The 21,736-nt window shown below is 43.3% G+C and carries 19 protein-coding genes and 1 riboswitch; of the genes, 9 read left to right on the forward strand and 10 right to left on the reverse strand.

All coding sequences use genetic code 11. The features are described 5' to 3' along the window. The first annotated feature begins 287 nt into the window (after positions 1 to 287). The 3 genes from G4420_RS06050 to G4420_RS06060 are packed head-to-tail and all read left to right on the forward strand — an operon-like array spanning position 288 to position 3,600. On the forward strand, positions 288 to 2,090 hold the full coding sequence (locus tag G4420_RS06050; protein WP_163322645.1) for an indolepyruvate ferredoxin oxidoreductase subunit alpha: 1,803 nt from the start codon (positions 288 to 290) through the stop codon (positions 2,088 to 2,090). Between the two features lie 2 nt (positions 2,091 to 2,092). Continuing rightward, on the forward strand, positions 2,093 to 2,725 hold the full coding sequence (locus G4420_RS06055; RefSeq protein WP_163322646.1) for a 2-oxoacid:acceptor oxidoreductase family protein: 633 nt from the start codon (positions 2,093 to 2,095) through the stop codon (positions 2,723 to 2,725). Between the two features lie 17 nt (positions 2,726 to 2,742). Next, complete coding sequence (locus G4420_RS06060; protein WP_163322647.1) at positions 2,743 to 3,600, forward strand: hypothetical protein; 858 nt, start codon at positions 2,743 to 2,745, stop codon at positions 3,598 to 3,600. Between the two features lie 96 nt (positions 3,601 to 3,696). Here the strand turns inward: G4420_RS06060 and G4420_RS06065 are convergent, their stop codons facing one another. Both G4420_RS06065 and G4420_RS06070 read right to left on the reverse strand, forming a co-directional pair. Further along, positions 3,697 to 4,185: a DUF4395 family protein gene (locus G4420_RS06065; RefSeq protein WP_163322648.1), complete on the reverse strand. Its 489-nt coding sequence runs from the start codon at positions 4,183 to 4,185 to the stop codon at positions 3,697 to 3,699. A gap of 215 nt (positions 4,186 to 4,400) precedes the next feature. Then, positions 4,401 to 4,733 carry a GYD domain-containing protein gene (locus G4420_RS06070; protein WP_163322649.1) on the reverse strand — a complete coding sequence of 111 codons (333 nt, stop codon included), beginning with the start codon at positions 4,731 to 4,733 and terminating at the stop codon, positions 4,401 to 4,403. 376 nt (positions 4,734 to 5,109) lie between these two features. Between G4420_RS06070 and G4420_RS06075 the strand changes: the two genes are divergently transcribed. From G4420_RS06075 to G4420_RS06085, 3 genes are all read left to right on the forward strand, one after another. Further along, positions 5,110 to 5,595: an outer membrane beta-barrel protein gene (locus G4420_RS06075; protein WP_163322650.1), complete on the forward strand. Its 486-nt coding sequence runs from the start codon at positions 5,110 to 5,112 to the stop codon at positions 5,593 to 5,595. A 10-nt stretch (positions 5,596 to 5,605) separates the two neighbouring features. Further along, the gene (locus G4420_RS06080; RefSeq protein WP_163322651.1) at positions 5,606 to 7,174 is read left to right on the forward strand and encodes an FISUMP domain-containing protein; all 1,569 of its coding nucleotides are present in this window, start codon (positions 5,606 to 5,608) and stop codon (positions 7,172 to 7,174) included. A gap of 944 nt (positions 7,175 to 8,118) precedes the next feature. Continuing rightward, positions 8,119 to 8,856, forward strand: coding sequence for a hypothetical protein (locus G4420_RS06085; RefSeq protein ID WP_163322652.1), 738 nt, complete (start codon positions 8,119 to 8,121; stop codon positions 8,854 to 8,856). A gap of 379 nt (positions 8,857 to 9,235) precedes the next feature. On the opposite strand, the gene G4420_RS06090 is transcribed toward G4420_RS06085, so the two are convergent. From G4420_RS06090 to G4420_RS06120, 7 genes are all read right to left on the reverse strand, one after another. Beyond that, positions 9,236 to 9,532, reverse strand: coding sequence for a hypothetical protein (locus G4420_RS06090; protein ID WP_045025796.1), 297 nt, complete (start codon positions 9,530 to 9,532; stop codon positions 9,236 to 9,238). Positions 9,533 to 10,155: 623 nt separating this feature from the next. Beyond that, the gene (locus G4420_RS06095; protein ID WP_163322653.1) at positions 10,156 to 11,118 is read right to left on the reverse strand and encodes an HNH endonuclease; all 963 of its coding nucleotides are present in this window, start codon (positions 11,116 to 11,118) and stop codon (positions 10,156 to 10,158) included. A gap of 39 nt (positions 11,119 to 11,157) precedes the next feature. Beyond that, positions 11,158 to 11,868, reverse strand: a complete 711-nt coding sequence (locus G4420_RS06100) for a phospholipase D family protein (RefSeq protein ID WP_163322654.1) — start codon at positions 11,866 to 11,868, stop codon at positions 11,158 to 11,160. Between the two features lie 30 nt (positions 11,869 to 11,898). Continuing rightward, positions 11,899 to 13,878: a DUF2075 domain-containing protein gene (locus tag G4420_RS06105; RefSeq protein ID WP_163322655.1), complete on the reverse strand. Its 1,980-nt coding sequence runs from the start codon at positions 13,876 to 13,878 to the stop codon at positions 11,899 to 11,901. Between the two features lie 58 nt (positions 13,879 to 13,936). After that, positions 13,937 to 14,194 (reverse strand): hypothetical protein, encoded by a 258-nt coding sequence (locus G4420_RS06110; RefSeq protein WP_163322656.1) that lies wholly within the window; start codon positions 14,192 to 14,194, stop codon positions 13,937 to 13,939. A gap of 57 nt (positions 14,195 to 14,251) precedes the next feature. Further along, positions 14,252 to 14,998, reverse strand: coding sequence for an N-formylglutamate amidohydrolase (locus G4420_RS06115; protein WP_163322657.1), 747 nt, complete (start codon positions 14,996 to 14,998; stop codon positions 14,252 to 14,254). 58 nt (positions 14,999 to 15,056) lie between these two features. Beyond that, a riboswitch (SAM-I-IV-variant riboswitch) is annotated at positions 15,057 to 15,155 on the reverse strand. A gap of 197 nt (positions 15,156 to 15,352) precedes the next feature. Then, the gene (locus G4420_RS06120) at positions 15,353 to 16,603 is read right to left on the reverse strand and encodes a PQQ-binding-like beta-propeller repeat protein (protein WP_163322658.1); all 1,251 of its coding nucleotides are present in this window, start codon (positions 16,601 to 16,603) and stop codon (positions 15,353 to 15,355) included. A 327-nt stretch (positions 16,604 to 16,930) separates the two neighbouring features. Here G4420_RS06120 and G4420_RS06130 point away from each other — a divergent pair, with 327 nt between their 5' ends. From G4420_RS06130 to G4420_RS06140, 3 genes are read left to right on the forward strand one after another with little or no spacing between them, the layout of a single operon-like run. Further along, positions 16,931 to 17,728: a hypothetical protein gene (locus G4420_RS06130; RefSeq protein ID WP_163322659.1), complete on the forward strand. Its 798-nt coding sequence runs from the start codon at positions 16,931 to 16,933 to the stop codon at positions 17,726 to 17,728. Between the two features lie 10 nt (positions 17,729 to 17,738). Then, entirely contained in the window at positions 17,739 to 19,448 is a 1,710-nt protein-coding gene (locus tag G4420_RS06135) for a hypothetical protein (RefSeq protein WP_163322660.1), read from the forward strand. 11 nt (positions 19,449 to 19,459) lie between these two features. Next, positions 19,460 to 20,656 carry a radical SAM/SPASM domain-containing protein gene (locus G4420_RS06140; protein WP_163322661.1) on the forward strand — a complete coding sequence of 399 codons (1,197 nt, stop codon included), beginning with the start codon at positions 19,460 to 19,462 and terminating at the stop codon, positions 20,654 to 20,656. Positions 20,657 to 20,871: 215 nt separating this feature from the next. Here G4420_RS06140 and G4420_RS06145 read toward each other — a convergent pair whose 3' ends face one another. Continuing rightward, positions 20,872 to 21,678 (reverse strand): arsenite methyltransferase, encoded by an 807-nt coding sequence (locus tag G4420_RS06145; protein ID WP_163322662.1) that lies wholly within the window; start codon positions 21,676 to 21,678, stop codon positions 20,872 to 20,874. Between the last annotated feature and the right edge of the window lie 58 nt (positions 21,679 to 21,736).

Genomic DNA, 21,736 nt, shown 5'->3' on the forward strand with positions numbered 1-21,736 from the left:
TCAACACGCCATTTTCTCCTGCTGACAATAACGTAAAGTGTCAGGTACAATGTTTTTGTACTCATTCCTTGTAAATACATCCAGCCAGTATACCACTACGAAAGCCCCGAGACTTCGGGGGCGCGTTAGCAGGGTTGCTCTCATGCAACATTTATTGCAAAATACAGATCATCTGTATCAATTTGATAGTAAAAGTTTTAATAAATCTATAATTAATATATTTTTGCCCGCATTTACTAAAAATCTATAAACGTATTCTCGTTGCGGAGAGGAATCACTATTGAACTATGGACATTGGAGTTGAGCTTGCAACAATGCAAATGATGAATGGTAACGAGGCAGTTGCCAGAGGTGCTTTTGAAGCAGGTGTAAAAATTGCTTCCGGATTCCCGGGAACACCTTCTACAGAGGTAATGGATTATACACATCTGAAACACCCGGAGATTTATTGCGAATGGTCGACGAATGAAAAAGTAGCTTTGGAGGTTGCCATTGGTGCTTCATTTGCAGGTTACCGGAGTATGGCAATAATGAAGACCGTAGGTTTACACGTGGCTGCTGATGCATTGGGCGGAGCTGCCGGTAGTCAAATCAATGGCGGATTAGTATTGGTGGTTGGCGATGATGTGGGCCGAATTGCTGGCGACGATTACAACGATTGCCGTCATTACGGGAATATGTTTAACATTCCGGTATTGGAGCCAAGCGATAGCCAGGAAGCCAAAGACCTTATGATAAAGGCCTTCGAGATAAGTGAAGAATACAGCACTCCGGTGATCTTTAAAATCACTTCTGTAATTTGCAAAACCAGCAGCGGCGTAAAAATTGATCCGGATTATACCTACGAAGAAAAATACAGAAATAAATATCCAATCAGTTTCAGTAAGGTGATAATGACTACCATTATGACCAAAGCAAAGGGTTCGGAGCATCCAAAACTGACCAAGTGCTTTAACGATTTTCCTGCGCATATGAACCGTTTGGCTGAAGACAGCAACGATTTCGAAATAAACAGGCTGGAGCTGAATGACAAAAAGATCGGGATAATAACTGCCGGTACTCCCTACTATTACGTAAAAGAAGTTTTGCCCGAAGCCTCTGTGCTTAAACTTGGGCTCGTTACGCCGCTACCGGCAAAGCAGATAAAACAACTGGCCGAACATGTAGACAAACTTTATGTGATTGAAGATGGCCACGATATTATGGAGAAGAATATCAAGGATCTGGGCATTTCGGTTATCGGGAAAGAACTGTGGCCAAAATTTCCGGAGATGATGCGTTTTACTCCCGATGTTATCGAGGAAAAACTGGTGCCGGATGCACCAAAGAGAACACCCCAGGAAGGCGTACCTTTTAGGTTGCCGGTGAGTTGTGCCGGTTGTTCGCACCTTTTTATTTCGCGCGTATTAAAGAAACATAAAATAAAGGCGGCGGCCGATGTTACCTGTGGTCTTATTGGTTGTTTCCCGCATATGGAATCGTATTCCCTGCAAAAATGTATGGGATCGAGTATTGCTTTGGCGCACGGTTACAACGTGGCAAAAAACAATACCGAGAATTTTGTGGCCATGATTGGTGATGGTGGCTTCTGGGCAACCGGAGTGAACGGGCTGATGAACCTGATATTCAACAATAGTCAATCGACAGTGATTATTGTGGACAACAGCTGCCTGGCAATGACCGGCGGACAGAATGTGGCATCCAGCGAATTTGGGTTCAATTACAAACCGGAGAACAAACTGGATATTGCCAAAGTATGCGAAGCTATCGGTGTAAAAGATGTTGTAACTGTTGACGCCTATGAATCTGAAAATCTTGAAGCATCAATACTGAAAGCGGTAAATTCTAAAACCAATTCGGTGGTGATTGTGAAAAAACCTTGTGTTACAAAATTCAAACTGCCAAAAGAAAAACAGTATTACATCGATCAGGATGCGTGTACAAAATGCCGCAAATGTGTGGGTGTTGGTTGTTTGGCCATTGAAAGTAAAGGAAATAACGGATCGACAGAAATAGTGATCAACGAAGATATTTGTACAGGTTGCGGATTGTGTTCTACGGCCTGCCAATTTGAAGCAATAAAAAATTAGATATGCAAGACTCAGGAAAGAATATCATCATTGCCGGTGTTGGAGGACAAGGGATTCTCCTTTTTAGCAATCTTTTAAGTAAGTTTTATCTGAAACGGGGATACCACTTGAAAATCTCAGACGTGATTGGTTTGGGCCAGCGTGGTGGAGGTGTCGAGAGCCATTTCCGTTATTCCGCCAAACCAGTGTTGTCGCCGTTTATTAAAGCAGGAGATGTTGATTACGTTATATCTTTTGAGCAAACGGAAACACTGCGGCATTTGCATGCGCTAAAAGAAGACGGTGTGCTACTGACCAGCACCTACGAGCTTACTTCAACCAGCGTTAATGCCCGGCTGCAAAAAGATTTGCCTGAGTGCAAAACCGAAATCATAAAAAGATCGGAGAATACGAAATTTATCATCGAACCGAATGCGCATAAAAACCTGGATTTCGATATCAACAAAATGATGAATGTGGTGATGTTGGGCTACTATGCCGAGTTGAGAAACTATCCGCACGACGAAATGATTCAGATCGTTCGGGAAAACGTTCCTGCAAAGTTTGTTGAAGGCAACATAAAGGCCTACGAGATGGGAAGCCAAATTGCCCGGGAAGAACTTGTTGCTGAGGAATGTGTAGCCATTCGTTGTTAAGTTGAAATTGTTCTGTTATGGAATTGCCTGAAGGTGTAGTACTACTCGACAGTTTAGGGGATTTACAATCCGATAATATCCACCCGATTCTTGTTTGTGGATCGCATTGCGGAGGCAGTAGCGATTTGGCCGCACACATAAAAAACTGCGGCGTAAAAGTTGCTTTTCTCAACAATGCAGGTGTTGGCAAAAATCAGGCAGGAATAAGAGGTATCACCCATTACGATGCAGCGAATATTCTGGCTTGTGCTGTGGATAATTACAGCGCCGAGATTGGAATTTCACAAGATACCTGGGAAAGCGGAATTATAAGTCACACCGGCCCAAAAGCAGAAGCTGCCGGAATAAAAGCCGGCGATTCGGTGAAAGAGGCCGTTGCCAAAATAAGTCATATTGCAAAGGCGCTTTCATTCGAAACAAAAAGTAAGAACGATGAATTCACTGCAGAGAATAATGTGCAGGACAAAAGCACTAAGGGAGACCTCAAAAAACAAAAACAAACACCAATTGCCGGAACAACTGTTACCGTAACTGACAGCATCACTTTTTTAAACAAAAGCAATGCAGGCGATATCGTGGTGTGTGGGTCGCATGGTGGAGTGAGCGCAGGTGCTTATGCACAAAAATACCACGTAAAAGCCGTGTTTTTTAACGATGCCGGAATAGGTAAAAACAATGCAGGCATAAAAAGCCTCGAATCGCTGAGCGAGGCAGGAATCCCTGCCTGCACGGTCGACTGTATGAGTGCAGAGATCTTCAACGGACAGGACGTTTTGGACAACGGCATTATAACGGTTTGCAACCAGCTGGCAAAGGCGGCAAACATCAGCGAAAAGATGACGGTAAAAGAGGCCATTCAATTCCTGTCGGTATAAATCCTACCCCACGCTGGTAACGCGGGGCAGCAGAAAATGGATTCGCGCGGTAGCAAGGACAGCAGGGGTTCAGTCACTAGGTGGCATACGAAAAACTTACTGAATTTTAATCCGAAACAAAAAGTTATAGATCATCGAAGGGATGCAAAGATCAATGGTGGCCACCAGCAGTGGTACACAAAACATAATTGCTCCTGAAATATATCCGGCGGTCGTTTGCCCGGAGGCAAAAAGGTAAATATTAATGGCCGTCCATGCGGCAGCCAGAAAACACGCAAATTTTAACTGGTTAGGGCGCGGGGCTAACTTTGGCTTACCCATTTTAAACCTCAGCCAGTGGTTGTATACGTAATCGAAAACATGGTAGGGCAATACAATCGACAGTACCGATACCACAAGCAAAGCTGAAAGCAGCGGAATATTTGCAAGTGCCACACCCACACCAAGCATAATCAAACAGATGATCACCGGAAAACGGTTAGCAAAGGCTAATTGCGAAATCTCTTCATCACTGTAACCGGTAAATCCCTGGCATTTGATCCGGTAAATGCGCCTGCGCGAAATCGTCGTTTTTGTCTTTTCCATGTTGCTGTTCTCCTTTTGTTTAGTTCTGAGGTAATCTATGCTATAATACTCAATAGGCCTCTCCTTCTCGTTGGCAACGAGGGAAAGTATATTGTTGTGTTACCACCTTATCCCTCTGCCCCTCGTTTGCACCTAGGGGAAAATATTTTGTCGTTTTTAACGACGTTGTACAACGCAAATGATTAGCCCGATTTGCCGGGAGAAGCAATCTTTGTTTACGGCAACCAATCCACTCCCGGAGCGCGGTATACGCCTGTTCGTTTTGCTGCCTCATCAATTTCTTCGGGTGTAAGCAATGGAATACTACTTACCGTTACCAGTCCACTCGATGCTGCCTGCAGCGAAAAGGCCGCCATACCGGCACTGTCGGGCATATCGAATATGCCGTAAATATCGTAATCGCCAAAAGCGTAATACACACACTCCACGGTGCCGCCCAGCGAAGCCACTAATTTTTCAATCTCAGAACGCCGGCTTGAGCCTCCCTCTTTCATTAATCCCCTCATTCCTTCGCCAATGTAATTTCCACAAACCAGGTACTTTGCCATACTATTTCAATTTAAGACAGAATTATCTGTTGTTACTTCTAAAATAACGATGCGAGCGATTTAAGGTTACGCCCGGGGTATTTTTATGCTGTAATAATTAACAGACCACGCGAAAGCCCTACAACTTCGGGGGCGCGGTAGCTCTTCCTGCCCCTTGTTTGCAACGAGGGGTAGACGAGAGATTACTTCGGTCTCCGTCGGCTGACGGATCCCTCGTATTGACATCAAAAAGCCGTTTGTTTTGTCAGTAACGAACTGCACAAAACCGATTGAAATATCAGTAAAAAGCAGTAACTTTCTTATACATTAATACCATTGAGCAATGAAAACAACATTGTTGCGATCGACTCTGCCAAAGAGCATTACAATTTTCACCATGGTTATATTGCTGAGTACTCCCTTGTTGTTTGGACAGTCCTCAAATCATGGCGATATCGGGGCAGGTGCGGGATTGAGTTATGGTGGATTTGGGACGCGATTGACCTATAGACCAGTCGAACAACTCGGTGTATTTGGCTCGTTGGGATACAACCTGGATGCCCTGGGATATAACCTCGGAGTACAGTATCATGTACCCTCCCAAAAAAGACTGAGTCCATATCTCACAGCTATGTACGGATACAATGTGGTATTGATTGTCGACGCCGTGGTAATGGAAACCAAAACAACTTATTTTGGCTTTTCGGCAGGTGTCGGTGTTGAATTCAAATTAAAGGAAAAATCATTCCTAAGTGCTGAGTTACTGGTTCCATTTCGACCTCAGGCTTATAAAGATGCTGTTGATGATCTTGAGTCAATGGAATATGATATTAAGGATCCCTTGCCGGTTGCATTTTCTATCGGTTATCATATAAAATTTTAATCTTAACGAAATGAATCCACGGCTCACTCGCTATAAAAGCAAACTCAATAAGTGTTTTCTTACACTTGTTATCGTTTGCCAGGGAATAGTTATGAATTCCTGTTTTGAAAATCCTTTCCCTCCGGAACTCACCACACAGCCCATCGAACTTATTGATGCAATAACAGTAACAAGCGGAGGAAATATTACCAGCGATGGTGGTACAGAGATCTTTCAAAAAGGTATCTGCATAGGTTTCGACAGCTCACCCACACTGCAAGGTATTTTCACGATGGATGGCGTTGGGAATGATGATTTTACAACAATCCTAAACCTGGCTCCTGAAACTACTTATTACCTTAGGGCTTATGCAATAAATGGCGCTGGTATTGGATATGGAGATGTTTTATCCATCACACTGGAACCACTCCCCTTTACTGAAGCTGTTATTGTGGATTTTGGTGATATTACCGGTAGCGAGGCTTTTATGAGAGGGCGTATTGAGTCTAACCAAACAGTTACTTCAAGAGGAGCGTGCTGGAGCACCACCATAAATCCAACCATCGCCGACAGTAAAACCGAAGCAGGAAGCGGAACCGGCATTTTTGAAACCACAATTACCGGACTTTTACCCGGTACAAGCTATTATACACGTGCTTATGCTGTTGCGAACGAGGAAGTTTTTTACAGTAGCAATTATGAATTCACAACCATAGGATTCCCACAACTTACTACCAAACAAATAAACAATGCAGGAACTTTCGTAATATCAACCGGGGGCGATATTTTGTCACAGGGCCTCATCCTAAACGCAGGTGTTTGCTGGAGCACTGATCCTTCGCCAACCATTGCTGATAACAAAACCGAAGACCAGCTCAATTATTCATCTTTTACCAGCGATCCCTATGGCTTATTACCGGCTACTACCTACTATATCCGAAGTTATGCAACCAATATTGCCGGCACCGGATATGGTAACGAACTTGTTGTTACTATGCCTGAAGCAACGGTTTTTGATCCGGATGGAAATCCTTACTCGTCAGTTACCATCGGAACACAAACCTGGCTGGTCGAAAATCTGAGGACTACAAAATATGCCAACGGAGATAATATCCCCAATATAATTGAGAATAGCGATTGGCAGAATGCTACATCCGGAGCCTGGTGCTACAACGAAAATGTTACTGCCCTTGAGGTTCCCTATGGCAAATTATATAACTGGTTTGCTGTAACCGACTCCCGTAATGTATGCCCGGCAGGATGGCACGTTCCCACCGATGAAGAATGGCAAACCCTTATTACCTACTTAGGCGGCAGTGATATCGCAGGCAATAAACTGAAAGAAACAGGAACGGCGCATTGGCTTCCATTCAACGATTTAGCGACGAATAGCAGTGGATTTACCGCATTACCGGGAGGAGCCCAGAGTGCCTTCCCCGGATATTCATATCCTGTTAACAGCCTGGGAATGTTCTGGACTACAACACCTCTTGATGGAGAAAATGCATACGGTTATTATTTATTCGATTCCTATCAATCCATTCACAAACAAGAATATATCAAACAAACCGGGCTTTCAGTTCGATGCATAAAAGATTAATTTGCGCTATAACATATAGTTCGTGGCCTTGCATTATTGCCCGTCGTTACAAACCAGGGGTAGAAGAAGTGATTATATCAATCACCACCCCATCCGTCAGTCGACGGATACCCCCATCCTGGCAGGAGGGGAATTTTTCGTGCTACCAATTAAATTCTCATTTTCAATATTGCTACCGGCCAAATTTAGCTACGCTGATTTTCAATTCTCCTCCTCACAGGCTACCCTTTATACACAAATATTTTACTAATAATTTCGGTAAAAGGAATTCTAAATGAGGCGCATGCTAGGTTTCATTTTCAATTGACTTTTCTATTTGCGCCTTTGTTATTACTTCCCATTAACCCCGGGCGGCACTTTCCCGATGAATCGGGAGTTTGCCCGGGGCTGAATTAATACGGACTTTCAGCCCGATATTCTATTTGATTAAAAGAATAAGCGCTGAAAGTGCGTAATATTTGAGCCCAGGGCAAAGTAATTCAACGAATTACGTCGCCCTGGGTCATGATGATGTGATTTGAATCGTCCGGCGAAAGAAAATGATCGAAGCTAATTGGTACTCCCGGACGAAATTTAAATCAGAAAAAGATATGTATAAAGGGTAGCCTCACAGGAGGAAAGCCTGTCCCGATCGAAGCATCGAGAGGGAAGTGATAGCAACTGCTACATAACATATTGACTTCCAAGTCTATTTTCCATAATTTTATACTCGTTAAAAACCAAAAAACACGGTTAACCCAGAACCCTCTGAAAATACCGTAAAAATTTTAACACTGATACGAGCACATGCTACAGGGATAGCATGTACACGCCACCTTACAATCCCGGCGTGCATACGAAAAAGGCCACCTGCAAGGCTTTCACAAACGGCCTGAGAACCGAAAAGCCTGCAGATGGCCAAAGTCAATAATCAATTATTACTAACTTTTTAAAAGTAGAAAAAAATGTCAAACATTGAAGACTACAATGCCAAATTAGCCGAGATTGAGGCTATTCCCAACGAGGAAGTAAAAGATCCCGGTATGCCTGTTAACGTTGCGTTGCAGGAAGCCGAAAACCTGTATCACTGGAGTTTAGACGATGCCGAAGAACTGGCCGTGGTAGGAATTGACCGAACCAAAATCGGAGATTTACCCGTTCGTGCAGGTGCCTGCCGCGAGGCACAATCCATTTGGAACAAAGATTTCAGGTCGCAACAGGAAGCCCAGGAAGAATGGGCCATACAGGCACCACTGGCCTACGAGTTCAAATACGATTTGCTGGCCTCCATGCGTTTTGCCTACCGTAAAAACGATGCGCTTTTAGGTCGTGTAAGCGCCATTGCCGATGGTAGTGGCCATGCCGATATGATTCAGGATCTGAACGACATTGCTGTTTTGGGCCGCGAAAATCCCGAGCCGCTGACAGCCATTAGTTTCGAACTTCCCCAACTGGACAAGGCTGCAACATTGGCCGATACTTTGGCCGACCTACTGGCTGAAGCCAATGGCGACAAAGCCGATCCAAACGAATCGAAGATCGTTCGCGACAAGGCCTATATTCACATGAAAGAGCTGGTGGATGAAATTCGTGAAGCCGGCAAATATGTGTTCCGCAAAGATCCGAAACGTTTAAAAGGGTACACAAGTGATTACTGGCGGAAACAAAACCGCAAAAAGAATGATGACGAAGTAACTGAGTAACAGCATCCTGTTACAGTTTGGGGCGTCCTGTTAGTAAATGGGGCGCCCTGTTCGTTTTTACCCTTCCCTGTTACACTTTGCGGCCTCCCTGTTAAACAGGACGGCTAAAAAGTTAACAGGATTCATAAAAAACCTAACAGGACGACAAAAAACTTAACAGGGGCGCTAAAAACCCTGCAGGACAGTGTAAAAATGGTACAGGACGGCGAAAAAACTTACAGGACGGAGCTTTTTGTTGACAGACAGGATAATGTGCCCCCGGTTTTAAAAGTTGCTGAAAGGCTTATGCCTGGCGGGATTGGGAAGAAATGATAGATTAAACGGAGTGTAACCGTTTATTCTTTTCGGGGCAGATGTACCGAACCCGGGAACCGCCCGCTTAATTCTGAATCGATTGGCGGAACTCCATCACTTTTTCAAAAAAAGACCGATCCTCACCCAGCTCCATTATGCGCACCACCTTATGCCCGCATGCAGCACAATGCCCTTCAATGCGGATATCGTTCAGATCGTCGAGACTTGCTGTGTAATCCACCACTCCTTTGGGGCAAACAGCTTTGCAGTTGTTGCAATACACACCATTCTCCAACAAAAATTGAAAATCCTGTTTCTCCTCCTCGTTTAGCAACACATTTAGTTGAAAGGGGTTCAGCTTTAACTCTTTTTGTTTTTTCACTTGAATGTAATTTAGTTAATATTTTGTGCTTCAAACATATGTGATCTCTGTTTAATAGTTGATGGTCGATACCCGTGGAACTCGCATGATAATTTATTTATGCCCTTTTGTGTTTCTTAGACCATGCTCCTTTCATCTTATTAAAATTGCTTGTTTTCAAAAGTATAGTAGGTAACTCGCATTACTTTTAATCAGCTTCTGTGTATAAACATTTCACTTGCTCGTTGCATAAACGCCATTTTTCTTCCCCCTAATTTAATCAATTTGCCTGAGAAATAGGTGTTGATAATAAAAAGGAAATACACGCTGAATGCAAATTTTTAAGGCACAGAAAAGATCAAAACAATACCAGATACAGCGTTTCTAAACCGGAGGTGTTGAAATTGATGCTATCAACCTTCTTGTTTTTGCCAAACAAAACACGAATTGCAGCTCTGCACGAGTGAGTTTAGCGGGGAATTAAAATTTTATTTCAAAGTATAATCGAATTGTGATAGAAAAGAATACTTTTGCCCCTGCTTTTTAGGGCTTGGCTTCCACCTGCTCTAATCAGTTTAAAACCTTATCATTTATTTGATAAGGTTTTTTTATGGGGTGCCCTTAAAGTGTATGCTTTAAAACTATTAATAGCCAAACCGCTGCCGGTGCTGTTGTAAACATTTTATTGAGGGGTGAAACCGTGACTCCTGAGGTACTAAAAGTTCTTGTTTTTCGTATTGCCTGATGCCGCATTTAAGGCTGTAATCTTTTAACGTGGGATGTACTAAAACTTTGTAGTTGTCAGAAATAGCAATCAGGCCACGGTCGAAAGCACGGTGAAAAGTAGGAGACAGTGCTAAGCCATTTCTTATTGAATCGTTATAACTTTCGGCGAAGGGTGTAATATGACAGGCATCAACCAGTGAACGGTTTTTGGCATCCGCAACTTTTAAACCTGTTATTGCACATTGATTTTCGTAAACCTCCAGAATCGCTTTACGGAAAACGGCACTTCGGGCAGCTACAAATTCATCGCGAACTTCTTTCGGTTGCTCATTAATGGTTTGTTTTACTATTCGGGCATAGTTTTGTTCAGGATCATAAAGAATTTGCTGCTTAATTTTTGTAGAATAGGCTTCTCGTTTTGCGTATTGTGCTACTTGATGAATGCCAAAATATCTGTCAAGTATTGCAGCTTTCAACGCCTCGCGTTTTATCGGATCAGTCAGGGAAATAAATAATTCATCCGAAAGTGTTGCCGCGCATACCGTTTCGGTTAATGCTCGATAACTTTTTATCGATTTACTCTTGGTAGTTGGAATTTCCCTGCCGGGATAAGTTATCAGTTTCCAAAACTGACCTTTTTCGTTTTTCAGGTGAAAAAATGGAAGCGCAAAAGTGGCAACATGAGGTGTTTTTACCAACGCATCCCAATTATCGAGAAAGTGCTGAACCAATGTATCTGTAATTTCAATCCAATTTTCGAAAACATCTCCTGCTTCAAACGAATCAATCACCGCCAATAAAAGAATTGGTTTATGGGGCGCTTTACCGTATTTAGTAATGCCTTGGTTTAGGGTGAGGATATGTTGGAGAATCGATTTCATCCTAATTACTTTACATCCATGCTAGACTATAATAAGCTCTTATTTTTCATACTTTTTATAACAATCATAGCAGACTGGTTTTGCCATTGTAGAATCTCCAAATTCGCCACAGCTATGACAAACATTCTCTTCATAATCAGGATTCTCAAATTGTGCCCATGTAGCAAAACAATCCCAACAATAAGGTTTCTCGATATCATAAGGAATCCTGGTTTCACATCTAATACAATATCCCCGTTTGGGTTTATTGTCTTCTTTTATATTAGAATGTGAAGCTTGATTTGTTGAAGTCTTTTTTAGCTGCCGATTTGTTTTATTCAATTGGATTATTTCCGAGGACTGAATAATTGAGGATGCTTCATTTAATGCTTTATCGTATAGAGCTGAATCCTTCAGCTTTGTGATATGTACTCCCATTTCTCTATTGTTCTTCTCTGAGAATTCATACATATTCATGGATGTGATTACCATTTCCATTTCGTTAAAATAACATTTAGCATGCAAATTCTCGAAATAATATAACTCTACATTATCAAGTTCTGCAAGAGAATTACGTTCATTTGGTTTTAAGTCATCTTTACCATAAATGATAGTAATCTTCACCTTCCTTTTAGAAGCATCTTTTAGTCTTTCGTAAAATGTTTTTGATAATTGCAAATAAGGAGAAACTAATGTCAAATCCTTTTTGGCATCCATGATTATGGTTTCAATTCTATATGATGTCCCATTTGTAGTTAAAAAATCTGCCATCTTATTATAATTGATTTGATAATATATTATTTAAATAAGTTCTTTGAAACCAATCGATTTCAGATACTCAAAAGTCTCATCATAAAATTCAGGAAGCCGTGTATGATCCTCCACATCGCCTTCCGGCACAACGATCACCATTCCTTGACGTGCGCGGGTTAAAAGCACTCGATAGGCATTTTTTAAATACAGCTTTCGGTCAGCTTTATTTATATTTTGCCATTTACTTCCCTTAAATGATTTAAAATCCCATCCTTCTTCTGTAAATCTGAAATCTCCATCCCATGCTACACATGCCCAATCGAGTTCAAGACCTTGAACATGAAACTCCGTTGCCACATCTTCCAGATAATATGATGAACGGATATCGTCTTTCTCATCTAAAAACCAATGTACCGGATCAATCGGCGATTTTACATCGATACAATAAGGTTTCAATCGTTGCGCTTGAGACGAAACTACAATTCCATATCGCTCTGAACCACGTGCTTTATCACGTAACCATTGTTTCGCCCTTTTAAAGTTTCGTGTTAATACAATGGGATACTTTTCGTTTAATTCGGTTAAAGTCGATTGAGCTCCGGTTTTGTCCAAGTCCAAAACCTGCTTAACCAACAACGAAACATTCTCAGCTCGAAACGATCGCATAGAAACAGCAAGATGGAGCGAATCTGAATGTATTACGTTAGCTCGATGTTTAATTCGTTGAAGAATTTGTTCGGCATTATACTCACTATCCGTCAACTTGGTTGACATGTAAATGTTCCAATCAGGGAAAGATCGCTCGAGTGCTTCTATCCATTCTGAGATACCAGCTTCACCTGTATTTATTTCTTGTCCGCCACCAACTAAACACACCACCACCGCCCAGTCGGGATGTCGGTCAAGACAAGAAATAAGAAATTCAGGTTCAGACTTATTAAAATCGGGAACGCCTTTCTTTTGTCGCATAAAGTTGGTAGTCTGCTCCAAAGTCCAAGCGCGTTGAGCTTCATCAAATAATGTAACGTGTTCAATTGGAGGATTGCTATCCCGTAATCCTTCATCTCTGAAATGATGTACATTTTGAATGAAAGCTTGCACTTCGCTGCTAGCAACTTTCTTTGTCAGCTTCTCTCCTTTTGCTTTTACTCTTTTTACTTTATCGCGAGCTAAGGCTTCCTGTAATATTTTTACTAAAGGTCCATTACCAGATAGAAATACACTATATAATTCGCTGTCTTTATCAAAATGAGTTGTAGCAATATTAAGCCCCACTAGCGTTTTTCCCGCTCCTGGCACACCTGTAACAAAACATATTGCCTTCTCTGAATTATCCCTAGACTTTTTTATAATCGATGCGACTTTATCCGAAGTTTGACTCAAATTAATTGCGCTGGCATCACTCCTTGAAATATCTTCAACTGAATGATTTGCGTATAGCGAAGTTGCAGCTTCAATAATTGTTGGCGTTGGTTGATATCGTCCATTTTCCCATTCCTCAGTATTAATTTGTGTATGTCCATCAAGAAACTGCAAAGCATGAGCGATGATACTACTTAGACTTTCAGTATTTGATTTTACCGGATCAAAAAGATTATCGTCTTGTTTCGATGTTGTTAAGAAGAAATCAGATTGTTTGGCTTTAGTCGCTAATAAAACAGGAACTATTACTTTATCGTGGCTAGTTTCGTGGAAGTTTTTTAAGTCCAAAGCATAATCCCATACTTGATCGATGGCGTATGCAGGATATTCCTTTTCTCCAACTTTAAATTCAACAACAAAAATGATCGATTTAATAATCAGAAGAACATCAATTCGCTTGCCCATCCTAGGTATGGCATACTCGAAATAAATTGAGCCAGTATGCCCTACTAACAGATTTTGTAAATATTCTATTTGAAATTTCCATGCATCTTTTTGGGCTTGTTCAGTAGCAAATTCATTATTATCTGCTAACTCTCCCAATATCTGGGTATAGGACTTCCATAGAAAAGATGTGATGGAATCTGAGTAATATGCTCGGTTCATTAGCTTATGTTGAAAATATCAACCATAAAACTAATAGAAATGAACATAAAATAATACGCTATTCTTTCTTTTCTTCCTTCAACAAAATAAATTCACACCAATCATGATCCAAATCCGCGTTATAAAAAGGAAACTGAGGCTTTGTTAATCCAAATTCATGCGGGACAAAATATAAACCATCAATTAATTTACTTCTGAACCATTTTTCAAATTCTTTGAGCGATAAATTTTTGGGATTACTAAATTCTGCTTCTTCATAAAGTTTATAGTTAGCTGCATCCCTGTATAGATACTCAATGATAATTCGGTGTTTCATAAATCACAAAACAACGTAAATAAAAATCTCCTGTCAACGGACTATAAGTAACATCCATTATTGGGTTTGTCGCATCACCTCCAAAAATTCCTGCACCAGCCTTTGCACCTGTTTGAAGTTGCTGCTTTTTTCATTGGTTCCGGTTTTCAGGTAAAGGCGGCGGTTTACTTCCAGCATCAGCGATTGTACCCTGTTGTTTTTGTTATACCAGCGCATGGGCACCAGCGTTCCGGCATAGGGGCGGTTAATTTCAACGGTAAATCCACGTTCAACAAAAAACCGCTCAGCAAAACTTGCCAGTTCGGGCGATGTATGAAAAGGATCGGTACCCAGGTTAAAATCGGGGCGCGGGGTGCTTTGGTGCAGGTCGCGTTTAAGCGGAATATCAGGAAACGAATGGCAGTCGATAAGCAAAGCACCGCCGCGCCGGGCCAGCTCCTTTTCAACAGCCTCCGTTAATCGTTGGTGGTGTACCATGTAATACTTTTCCACTACTTCTTTGCGTAAAGCGGCACTCACCTGTCGCATTGGATTTCCCGCATCCGTTTTTTCATACAGCACTCCCATTCCGTATAAGGCCATGGGCTCAAGGGAGTCGTCGGTAAATCGTTCCACATCGCAAAAAACCCGCGAGAATGGAGCTATAATGGCCTCATCCTGTTTATTGACAAACAACTCGTCGGTGTACCAGTCGGTGAGTTTCAGTATTTCTTCTTGTAAAGCTTCACTGCTAAACAAAAAGCCGGTGTAATCAGGGATTTGCGATGAGGAATGAGGAATGTGAAGAATAAGTTGTTGTTTCATAAAGCACAATTTTTAAATGATTAAACCTTGTGCATCAAGTGTAATCGGCTTATGTCTGAATTGTAATTGTTTTTGACAGACTGTCCGCATACTAAACCACCGTGGCTTTACTTGCTCGGTTGGTATCCCGATAAAATCGGGATTCATGATGCATTACAAATATGTTCAATAAAATTGAAAGAAACAACCCTTTTAAAAAAGGCAAAGGTTGAAAGCAAAAGGAAAAAGAGAGTTAGACACTGGTAGTTGTCTTGCAACTTGTGACGTGTAACTTGCAGCTGATTTCCTCATTCACCAACTCACTCCACACCCGGCGGTTAGCGCATTGTTTTGTTGTGTACGTCAGTCATTTGACTACTCCCCTTTAAGTGAGTAAATATTTAGCACATTCCCGTGGCGCACCAATAAATGCTTGTTATAAATTGAGGGGTGTGCCCAGTGTGGCCCCTGCCCGTCTTTCATTTGGAAAGTACTTACCACTTTTAGCCGGGTTCTGTCGGGCTGTACAAGGGCAATATTTCCTTGTTTTTCTTCGTAAAAATACAACATTCCATCGGCAGCAATTACCGAACCTTTGGTATGCCATTTTTCTTCCCACAGGGTTTGGCCGCTTTGCCAGTCAACCGCAGCCCAGTTGCCTCGTGTGTTGTCGATCATATTCGAGGCATAAATAACACCATCGAGCAAAACCAGTCCTCCGTGGTGGGTATCCAGTATATCGTTTGTCCATTTTAAGCTAATGCTTCGGGCATCGTCGGCAAGTGTAAAAAGCATACCCGGCTGTTCGTTTCCGTAGGTAATAAACAGCTCGCCATTATAAAACAGTGGTGTATTGGCGGCTTCGCCGTCTCCCTTTTCGGTGTGGTATTGTATGGTGTTGTAGGTCCAAAGCACATCGCCATTACTAACATCGATGCCAATAATATCGTTTGCAGTTTGTATAAGCGCTATTTGTAAACCTCCCCACTCAACCAGGGCCGACGAGGCATATGATTTTGGCCCTCCGGTGCTTTCGCTTTTCCACAAGAGTTCGCCCGTTTTTTTATGGTAAGCCACAACGGTAGTTTCTTCGCCCCCGGTAACATATAAGGCCGCATTGTCGGTTAGCAATACCGATTCAACTATTCCCCAGTATTGGTATTTCCCCGAAAAGTTACTGTGTGGATTTTGTTTCCAGATCAGCTCACCGTTGCCGGCATTTAAACACACCAAAGCCGCATCGCCACCAATCAGGTAAATGCGGTTGTCTTCAATTGTTGGGGTTCCGCGCGACTCGGGATAGGTACGCGGCCACGACCGGCTAAAATCTTTTTCCCAAAGTAAGCTCCCTTCCCAATCGTAAACCGAAAGCACATCTAAAGTATCGTGTTTTATGCCTGTAATGTAAATTTTGTTGTTGTAAACCAGCGGCTGCGACAAACCTTTGCCAACATTGGCTATGGAAAGCTCAAGTTCAGGACCATCGGCCGGCCATTCGTTTAACAGGTTTTTGTCGGGGTAAATACCATTTCGGGCGGGGCCACGCCACTGAGTAATTTCGTTGGAAGTGCACGAGCCTAACAGTAATACGGCGGGAAGTAAACAAAGGAGCAAGCTTAAACGCATAATTTGGTTTTAGTTGATTTTCCTTATAAAGAAACGAAAAAAGCCATGTGAAATCAAAAATTTCCGTACCTGCATCCCGGGTTTTGTGTTTTTGCGCTTAATGCGGCTCCTATTGTACGAGCGGGTTTTTGGATTGTTTAGTCGGCCATAATGCTGTTGAGCTAAAAGGCAAAGTTGCCAGTTGGGGTTTTCAGCTATGCCGGCGGGCCGTTTATTTTCTCAGACAAATGCCCCGGGCACTGAAAATCAGTCGTTTGCTTTTAAATTCAAGCAAAATGCACTAAATTTAATAGAGAAAACTGAGTCGTAAACTAACCACATTGTAACATGCCGGTAAATTACAAGGGTTACATTGCCAAACCCGTCCTTCCGCTTTTTCTGGTGCTGTTGCTAAGCATTTCCTTAACCAGTCAGAAAATTTATGCCCAGTCGGTGATATACAAAACCGACGGAACTACCATAAAAGCTTACCACTTAACAAAGACGGGCCACACCCGGTCGTATAAATTATCCGACGATCCGAACACACCTTTCCTTAACATCAGGCGAAGTGAAATGGACAGTGTTCGCTACGAAGACGGCAGCATGGAGCGTTTTTTTTCGAATATTATGCTCCCCGAAAGCGAAACTCCGCCTGTAAAAATGAGAAAAAACCTGATCGGAATAAATCTGTGGCCGGTGTTTTACGGAGACTTTGAAATTTTATACGAGCGCCGTATTGGTAAACACCTTGGTTTTAAGAATAACTTTTTATTCAGGCTGTCGAACAGTAACCTGTATGGCAATTATTACGAAACAGTGGATTATACGATAAACTCCGGATTGAATTACTATTTCCTGGAGTCTGACCTTTTTCGGCTCGGTGTAGGAGCCGCTTATAATTTCGGGCAGTACGAGTACATGGAATACCTGTATACCGAAGTATATGAGCCGTATAACAATTATTACTATAATGATTATACCACTAGCTCCGAAAAAGTGACCTCAGGCACCGTCGTTCTGAACGGGTCGGTATGCGCCAAGATCCACGACAGACTGTACATCACATTCGAGCTGGATGTTCCGCTTTATAATAAACCTCCGGCCGATGTAGTGTTTAAAACCGAATTTGCCATCAATTTCTAATAGCTCAAATATGAAAGATCAGATTTACCCAAAAGTACGGAATCAAGCCGGCAGCGATCAGCTAAAATTTCGCCGCTGGTCGACCGGATTCAAGCTTATTTCCTGGATATTGATCGTGTGTATGCTGAACCTGTTTTCGGGCTGCATGAACTATTTCAAGGTTAAAAAAGCAAGTGGTTCAGTGGTCGATAATATCGACAGTTATGCCAGTCAGCAAAAAACGATAGTCCTTCATTACGGAGATGATGCCTGGGTACTCAAGGCAATCGATCTGAGAACAGACACACTTAACGCAAATGCCTACAAGGACTACGTTCCTATTGTTCAAAAACCGGTTAACGCTGACAAAGCCAACCGCTACCGCACAAAAAAGCCTAACGAAAGTGCCGTATTAAACGAAGTGCATATTTATACCACCGTTTTAAACCGCTATGAGGGCACCGAAAAAGTAGCCGTTCCCTTAGACCGGATTCAGAAAATAGAGGTGTACGAAAAAGACAAGGCTGCCACAACCGGATCGTGGGTACTTGGAAGCCTGGGTGCCACAGCCGGAGCATTTCTTGTGCTGGGAGTTATAGTCGCGCTCACAAAATCGTCGTGTCCGTTTATTTATTCCTGGGATGGCGAACAGTATGCGCTCACCGGAGAAATCTATAGCGGGAGCATTCAGCCTCAACTCGAAAGGCACGACTTTTTGAAACTGCCGGTTTACAGGAATCAAAACAGCACTTATCAGTTAAAAATAGCCAACGAGGTAAAAGAAATTCAACATACCAATCTTATGGAGCTATGGGTTTTTGATCATTCATCCGATTTAAACATCTGGGTGGATAAATACGGGAAGTATCATACGGCTGAGCAGCTTTTATCGCCGGTGTCGGCCACCGGTTTCGATGGAACTGATCTCTCTGCGTTGATTGCCGAAAATGACAGCTTGTTTTTTACCGGCCGCATCAGCAACCAGGAATTACCGCTCACCGATGGAATGATCCTGGAATTTCCAAAACCGGAGAATGCTAAAACTGCGAAAGTAATGATCAGGGCGAAGAACTCGTTTGTGCTTGATTATATGATCAACCAGTTTTACGATCAGTTTGGCGACCGATACGAACGATGGAACAAAAAACAGCAGAGGGCACCCGAAGAGCAGCTACGGCAATGGTCGGCCGACCAGAATATCCCGCTAAGCTTATCGGTGGAGCGAAACGGCGAATGGGAGACGGTGGATTATTACAACGTGATCGGCCCGATGGCCTTTAAGGAAGACATTCTTTCGTTCGGGCTAACCGGAACAGAAAGCAACCCGGTAAAAATTAAACTCGAAGCGGGAAACTTTTTCTGGGACATCGATTATGTGGGGATCGATTATTCTGCCGACCGCGAGCTGGACTACACAGTTGTATCGGCAACATCAGCCGTCGATCAGTCGGGGAAAGACATTAAAAAGAAAATACAGGCCGACGATAACCGCTATTACAATCAGCCCGAAGTGGGCAACTATGCGGAGCTAAGTTTCGATCTTCCCGCAAATCTGGAAGAATCGCGTTCCGTTTTTCTGCACAGCAAAGGCTGGTACCATATCCTGCGCGATACTGAGGGCACTCCGGATATCGAATACCTGCAAACGTTCAGGGAACCCGGGCGTTTCAACCTTTTTGTGAATGAATACATGCAGCAAATGGTGGAGCTTCAGAACAAGGACCTGTTCCCTAAACAATAAAAACCTACAAGGTGAAAGAAAAGCAAGAAAGAATGCCGGAACTCATCAATGGCCGGAGAGTATGGTTCCTGGTGAAGCGGCTGCGTGTTTTTATCTTCTGGCAAATCCTGAAAGTCAACCGTAATCCGCTTACCGCGGTGAGGGAAGTAAAGCGGCTAAAAAAACTCAGAAGTTCAGTGCATGGAGATCAGCGGATACGTAAGCTGGTAAAATTGGGCAGGCTCTACTACTGGGTGACCGATTTCCCCGGACTTCCATCGGCCAATCTGAAAAAGGTAATGCAGCAGGAGTTTTTCCGGAATAAAAGCGGGGCCGGAAGCGAGAATCCGGCAATGATTCCACAGCAAACCATTATCTGGGGAATTACCAACCGCTGCCAACTGCAGTGTTCGCATTGTTACGACTGGGACAATATCGACAGCAGGGACCACCTTTCGCTCGATCAGCTAAAAGAGATTTTGCAAAAGATAGAAGAGCAGGGCATACGGCATGTGCAGCTGAGCGGTGGCGAGCCACTTACCCGCTTCAACGATATGATATCAATACTGGAGGAAGCTGCCTCGCGCATTGATTTCTGGTTGCTGACTTCGGGTTTTGGGTTGACGGAAGAAAAAGCCAGGGCACTTAAAAAAGCGGGTCTGGTGGGGGCAAACATCAGTCTCGATCACTGGGATGAAAACGAACACAACCGGTTCCGAAATAATGCCCGCAGTTTTGAGTGGGTGCTAAAAGCCGTTGAAAACTGCCGGAAAGCCGGGATACTGGTGAGTCTTTCGATGTGTGCCACCCGCGAATTCACGAGCAAAGAAAATCTTGAAAAATACATTCAGCTGGCCAAAAACATGGGTGCACATTTTATCCGTATCCTGGAAGCCCGTCAGGTGGGGCGTTTTTCAGACAAATCCGTTCATTTGGGAAAGGACAGGATCGACATGATCAGTGATTTTGTCATCCGGATGAACAACGATCCGCAGTTCAACGATTACCCCATTGTGGTGTTCTATGGCTATCACCAGCGAAAATTGGGGTGTATGGGGGCCGGGAACCGCTACCTGTACATCGATGCCAACGGCGATTTTCATGCCTGTCCGTTTTGCCGTGGGAGACGAGGAAATGCACTGACCGGTTCGTTTAACAGCTCGATTGAAAAACTAAGGACCGAAGGCTGCCAGGCCTTTAAAACGGTTTCGGTTGGTGAGAAGTTGTAACCGCAGTCACTAGTCACTAGTCACTGGTCATTGGTATTGAAGGGATTGCTTCAGTCTCCGTCAGCCGACGGATCCCTCGCAATAACAATCATTGGTATTGGAAAGAGCAGCGGACAACAATTATCCTCATCCGGGCATGGATGTCTCCTGTCCGCTGCCCAATACACCCCAACACCGCAGTCATTGCGATCCGTCAGCTGACGGAGAAGCAATCTTCAAGGCTTACGGGCTTCAATAGCTGCCGAAACGATATAATCGTGAATGGTAGTGCCCGGTGCCCATTCGCGGATAAACTCACGGCTTTCGTCTTTGGGCCTGATCTTGATGTCGGTAAATCCGGCGCGGGTAAGCATCGCCTCCAGTTCGTCGGTGGTAGAGGCTCCCGAGATACAACTGGAATACAGGGACATATCTTCCAGCACCTTTTCGGGTAAAACGGTGGTAGCAATTACATCGGAAACGGCAATTCGCCCACCCGGTTTTAACACGCGGAACACCTCATTAAAAACCTTTTGTTTTTCGGGCGAAAGGTTGATCACACAATTTGAAATAGCTACATCAACACTGTTGTCGGCCACCGGCAGGTATTCGATCTCGCCCAGGCGGAACTCCACATTGTTATACCCGCCTTTACGGGCATTTTCGCGTGCTGTGGAAATCATTTTCGGGGTCATGTCAACGCCGATTGCGAGGCCGGTATTTCCCAGCTGGTTGGCCGCCAAAAACACATCGAAGCCGGCACCACTTCCCAGGTCTAAAACCGTTTCGCCCTTTTTTATGGCAGCTATGGCCTGTGGATTTCCGCAGCCAAGCCCCAGGTTGGCACCTTCGGGAATGTTTTGTAACTCGCTTTCAGAGTAGCCCAGTTGTGCCGATATGTGGTAAAACGATTCGGCGGGTTCGGGTGCACAACAAACGTTTCCGTCTTCGGTAACACATCCGCAGTTGTTTGCATTATTTTCTACTACTCTGCTGTAGTTCTCGCGTACAGCCTCTCTGATCTCGTCGTGATTCTTTTTCATTGTAATTGTTTTAATAGACGGAGAATAAAAAAAGGTTGCAAACTAATTATACCTCTGC

This window comes from Draconibacterium mangrovi (assembly GCF_010586825.1).
GTDB lineage: Bacteria > Bacteroidota > Bacteroidia > Bacteroidales > Prolixibacteraceae > Draconibacterium > Draconibacterium mangrovi.

Coding starts and splice junctions, on each gene's coding strand:
- G4420_RS06080 (WP_163322651.1), top strand. CDS start 5,606: ATGAATCCACGGCTCACTCGCTATAAAAGCAAACTCAATAAGTGTTTT.
- G4420_RS06075 (WP_163322650.1), top strand. CDS start 5,110: ATGGTTATATTGCTGAGTACTCCCTTGTTGTTTGGACAGTCCTCAAAT.
- G4420_RS06095 (WP_163322653.1), bottom strand. CDS start 11,118: ATGAAATCGATTCTCCAACATATCCTCACCCTAAACCAAGGCATTACT.
- G4420_RS06135 (WP_163322660.1), top strand. CDS start 17,739: ATGAAAGATCAGATTTACCCAAAAGTACGGAATCAAGCCGGCAGCGAT.
- G4420_RS06105 (WP_163322655.1), bottom strand. CDS start 13,878: ATGAACCGAGCATATTACTCAGATTCCATCACATCTTTTCTATGGAAG.
- G4420_RS06130 (WP_163322659.1), top strand. CDS start 16,931: ATGCCGGTAAATTACAAGGGTTACATTGCCAAACCCGTCCTTCCGCTT.
- G4420_RS06115 (WP_163322657.1), bottom strand. CDS start 14,998: ATGAAACAACAACTTATTCTTCACATTCCTCATTCCTCATCGCAAATC.
- G4420_RS06120 (WP_163322658.1), bottom strand. CDS start 16,603: ATGCGTTTAAGCTTGCTCCTTTGTTTACTTCCCGCCGTATTACTGTTA.
- G4420_RS06145 (WP_163322662.1), bottom strand. CDS start 21,678: ATGAAAAAGAATCACGACGAGATCAGAGAGGCTGTACGCGAGAACTAC.
- G4420_RS06055 (WP_163322646.1), top strand. CDS start 2,093: ATGCAAGACTCAGGAAAGAATATCATCATTGCCGGTGTTGGAGGACAA.
- G4420_RS06085 (WP_163322652.1), top strand. CDS start 8,119: ATGTCAAACATTGAAGACTACAATGCCAAATTAGCCGAGATTGAGGCT.
- G4420_RS06110 (WP_163322656.1), bottom strand. CDS start 14,194: ATGAAACACCGAATTATCATTGAGTATCTATACAGGGATGCAGCTAAC.
- G4420_RS06065 (WP_163322648.1), bottom strand. CDS start 4,185: ATGGAAAAGACAAAAACGACGATTTCGCGCAGGCGCATTTACCGGATC.
- G4420_RS06070 (WP_163322649.1), bottom strand. CDS start 4,733: ATGGCAAAGTACCTGGTTTGTGGAAATTACATTGGCGAAGGAATGAGG.
- G4420_RS06060 (WP_163322647.1), top strand. CDS start 2,743: ATGGAATTGCCTGAAGGTGTAGTACTACTCGACAGTTTAGGGGATTTA.
- G4420_RS06100 (WP_163322654.1), bottom strand. CDS start 11,868: ATGGCAGATTTTTTAACTACAAATGGGACATCATATAGAATTGAAACC.
- G4420_RS06050 (WP_163322645.1), top strand. CDS start 288: ATGGACATTGGAGTTGAGCTTGCAACAATGCAAATGATGAATGGTAAC.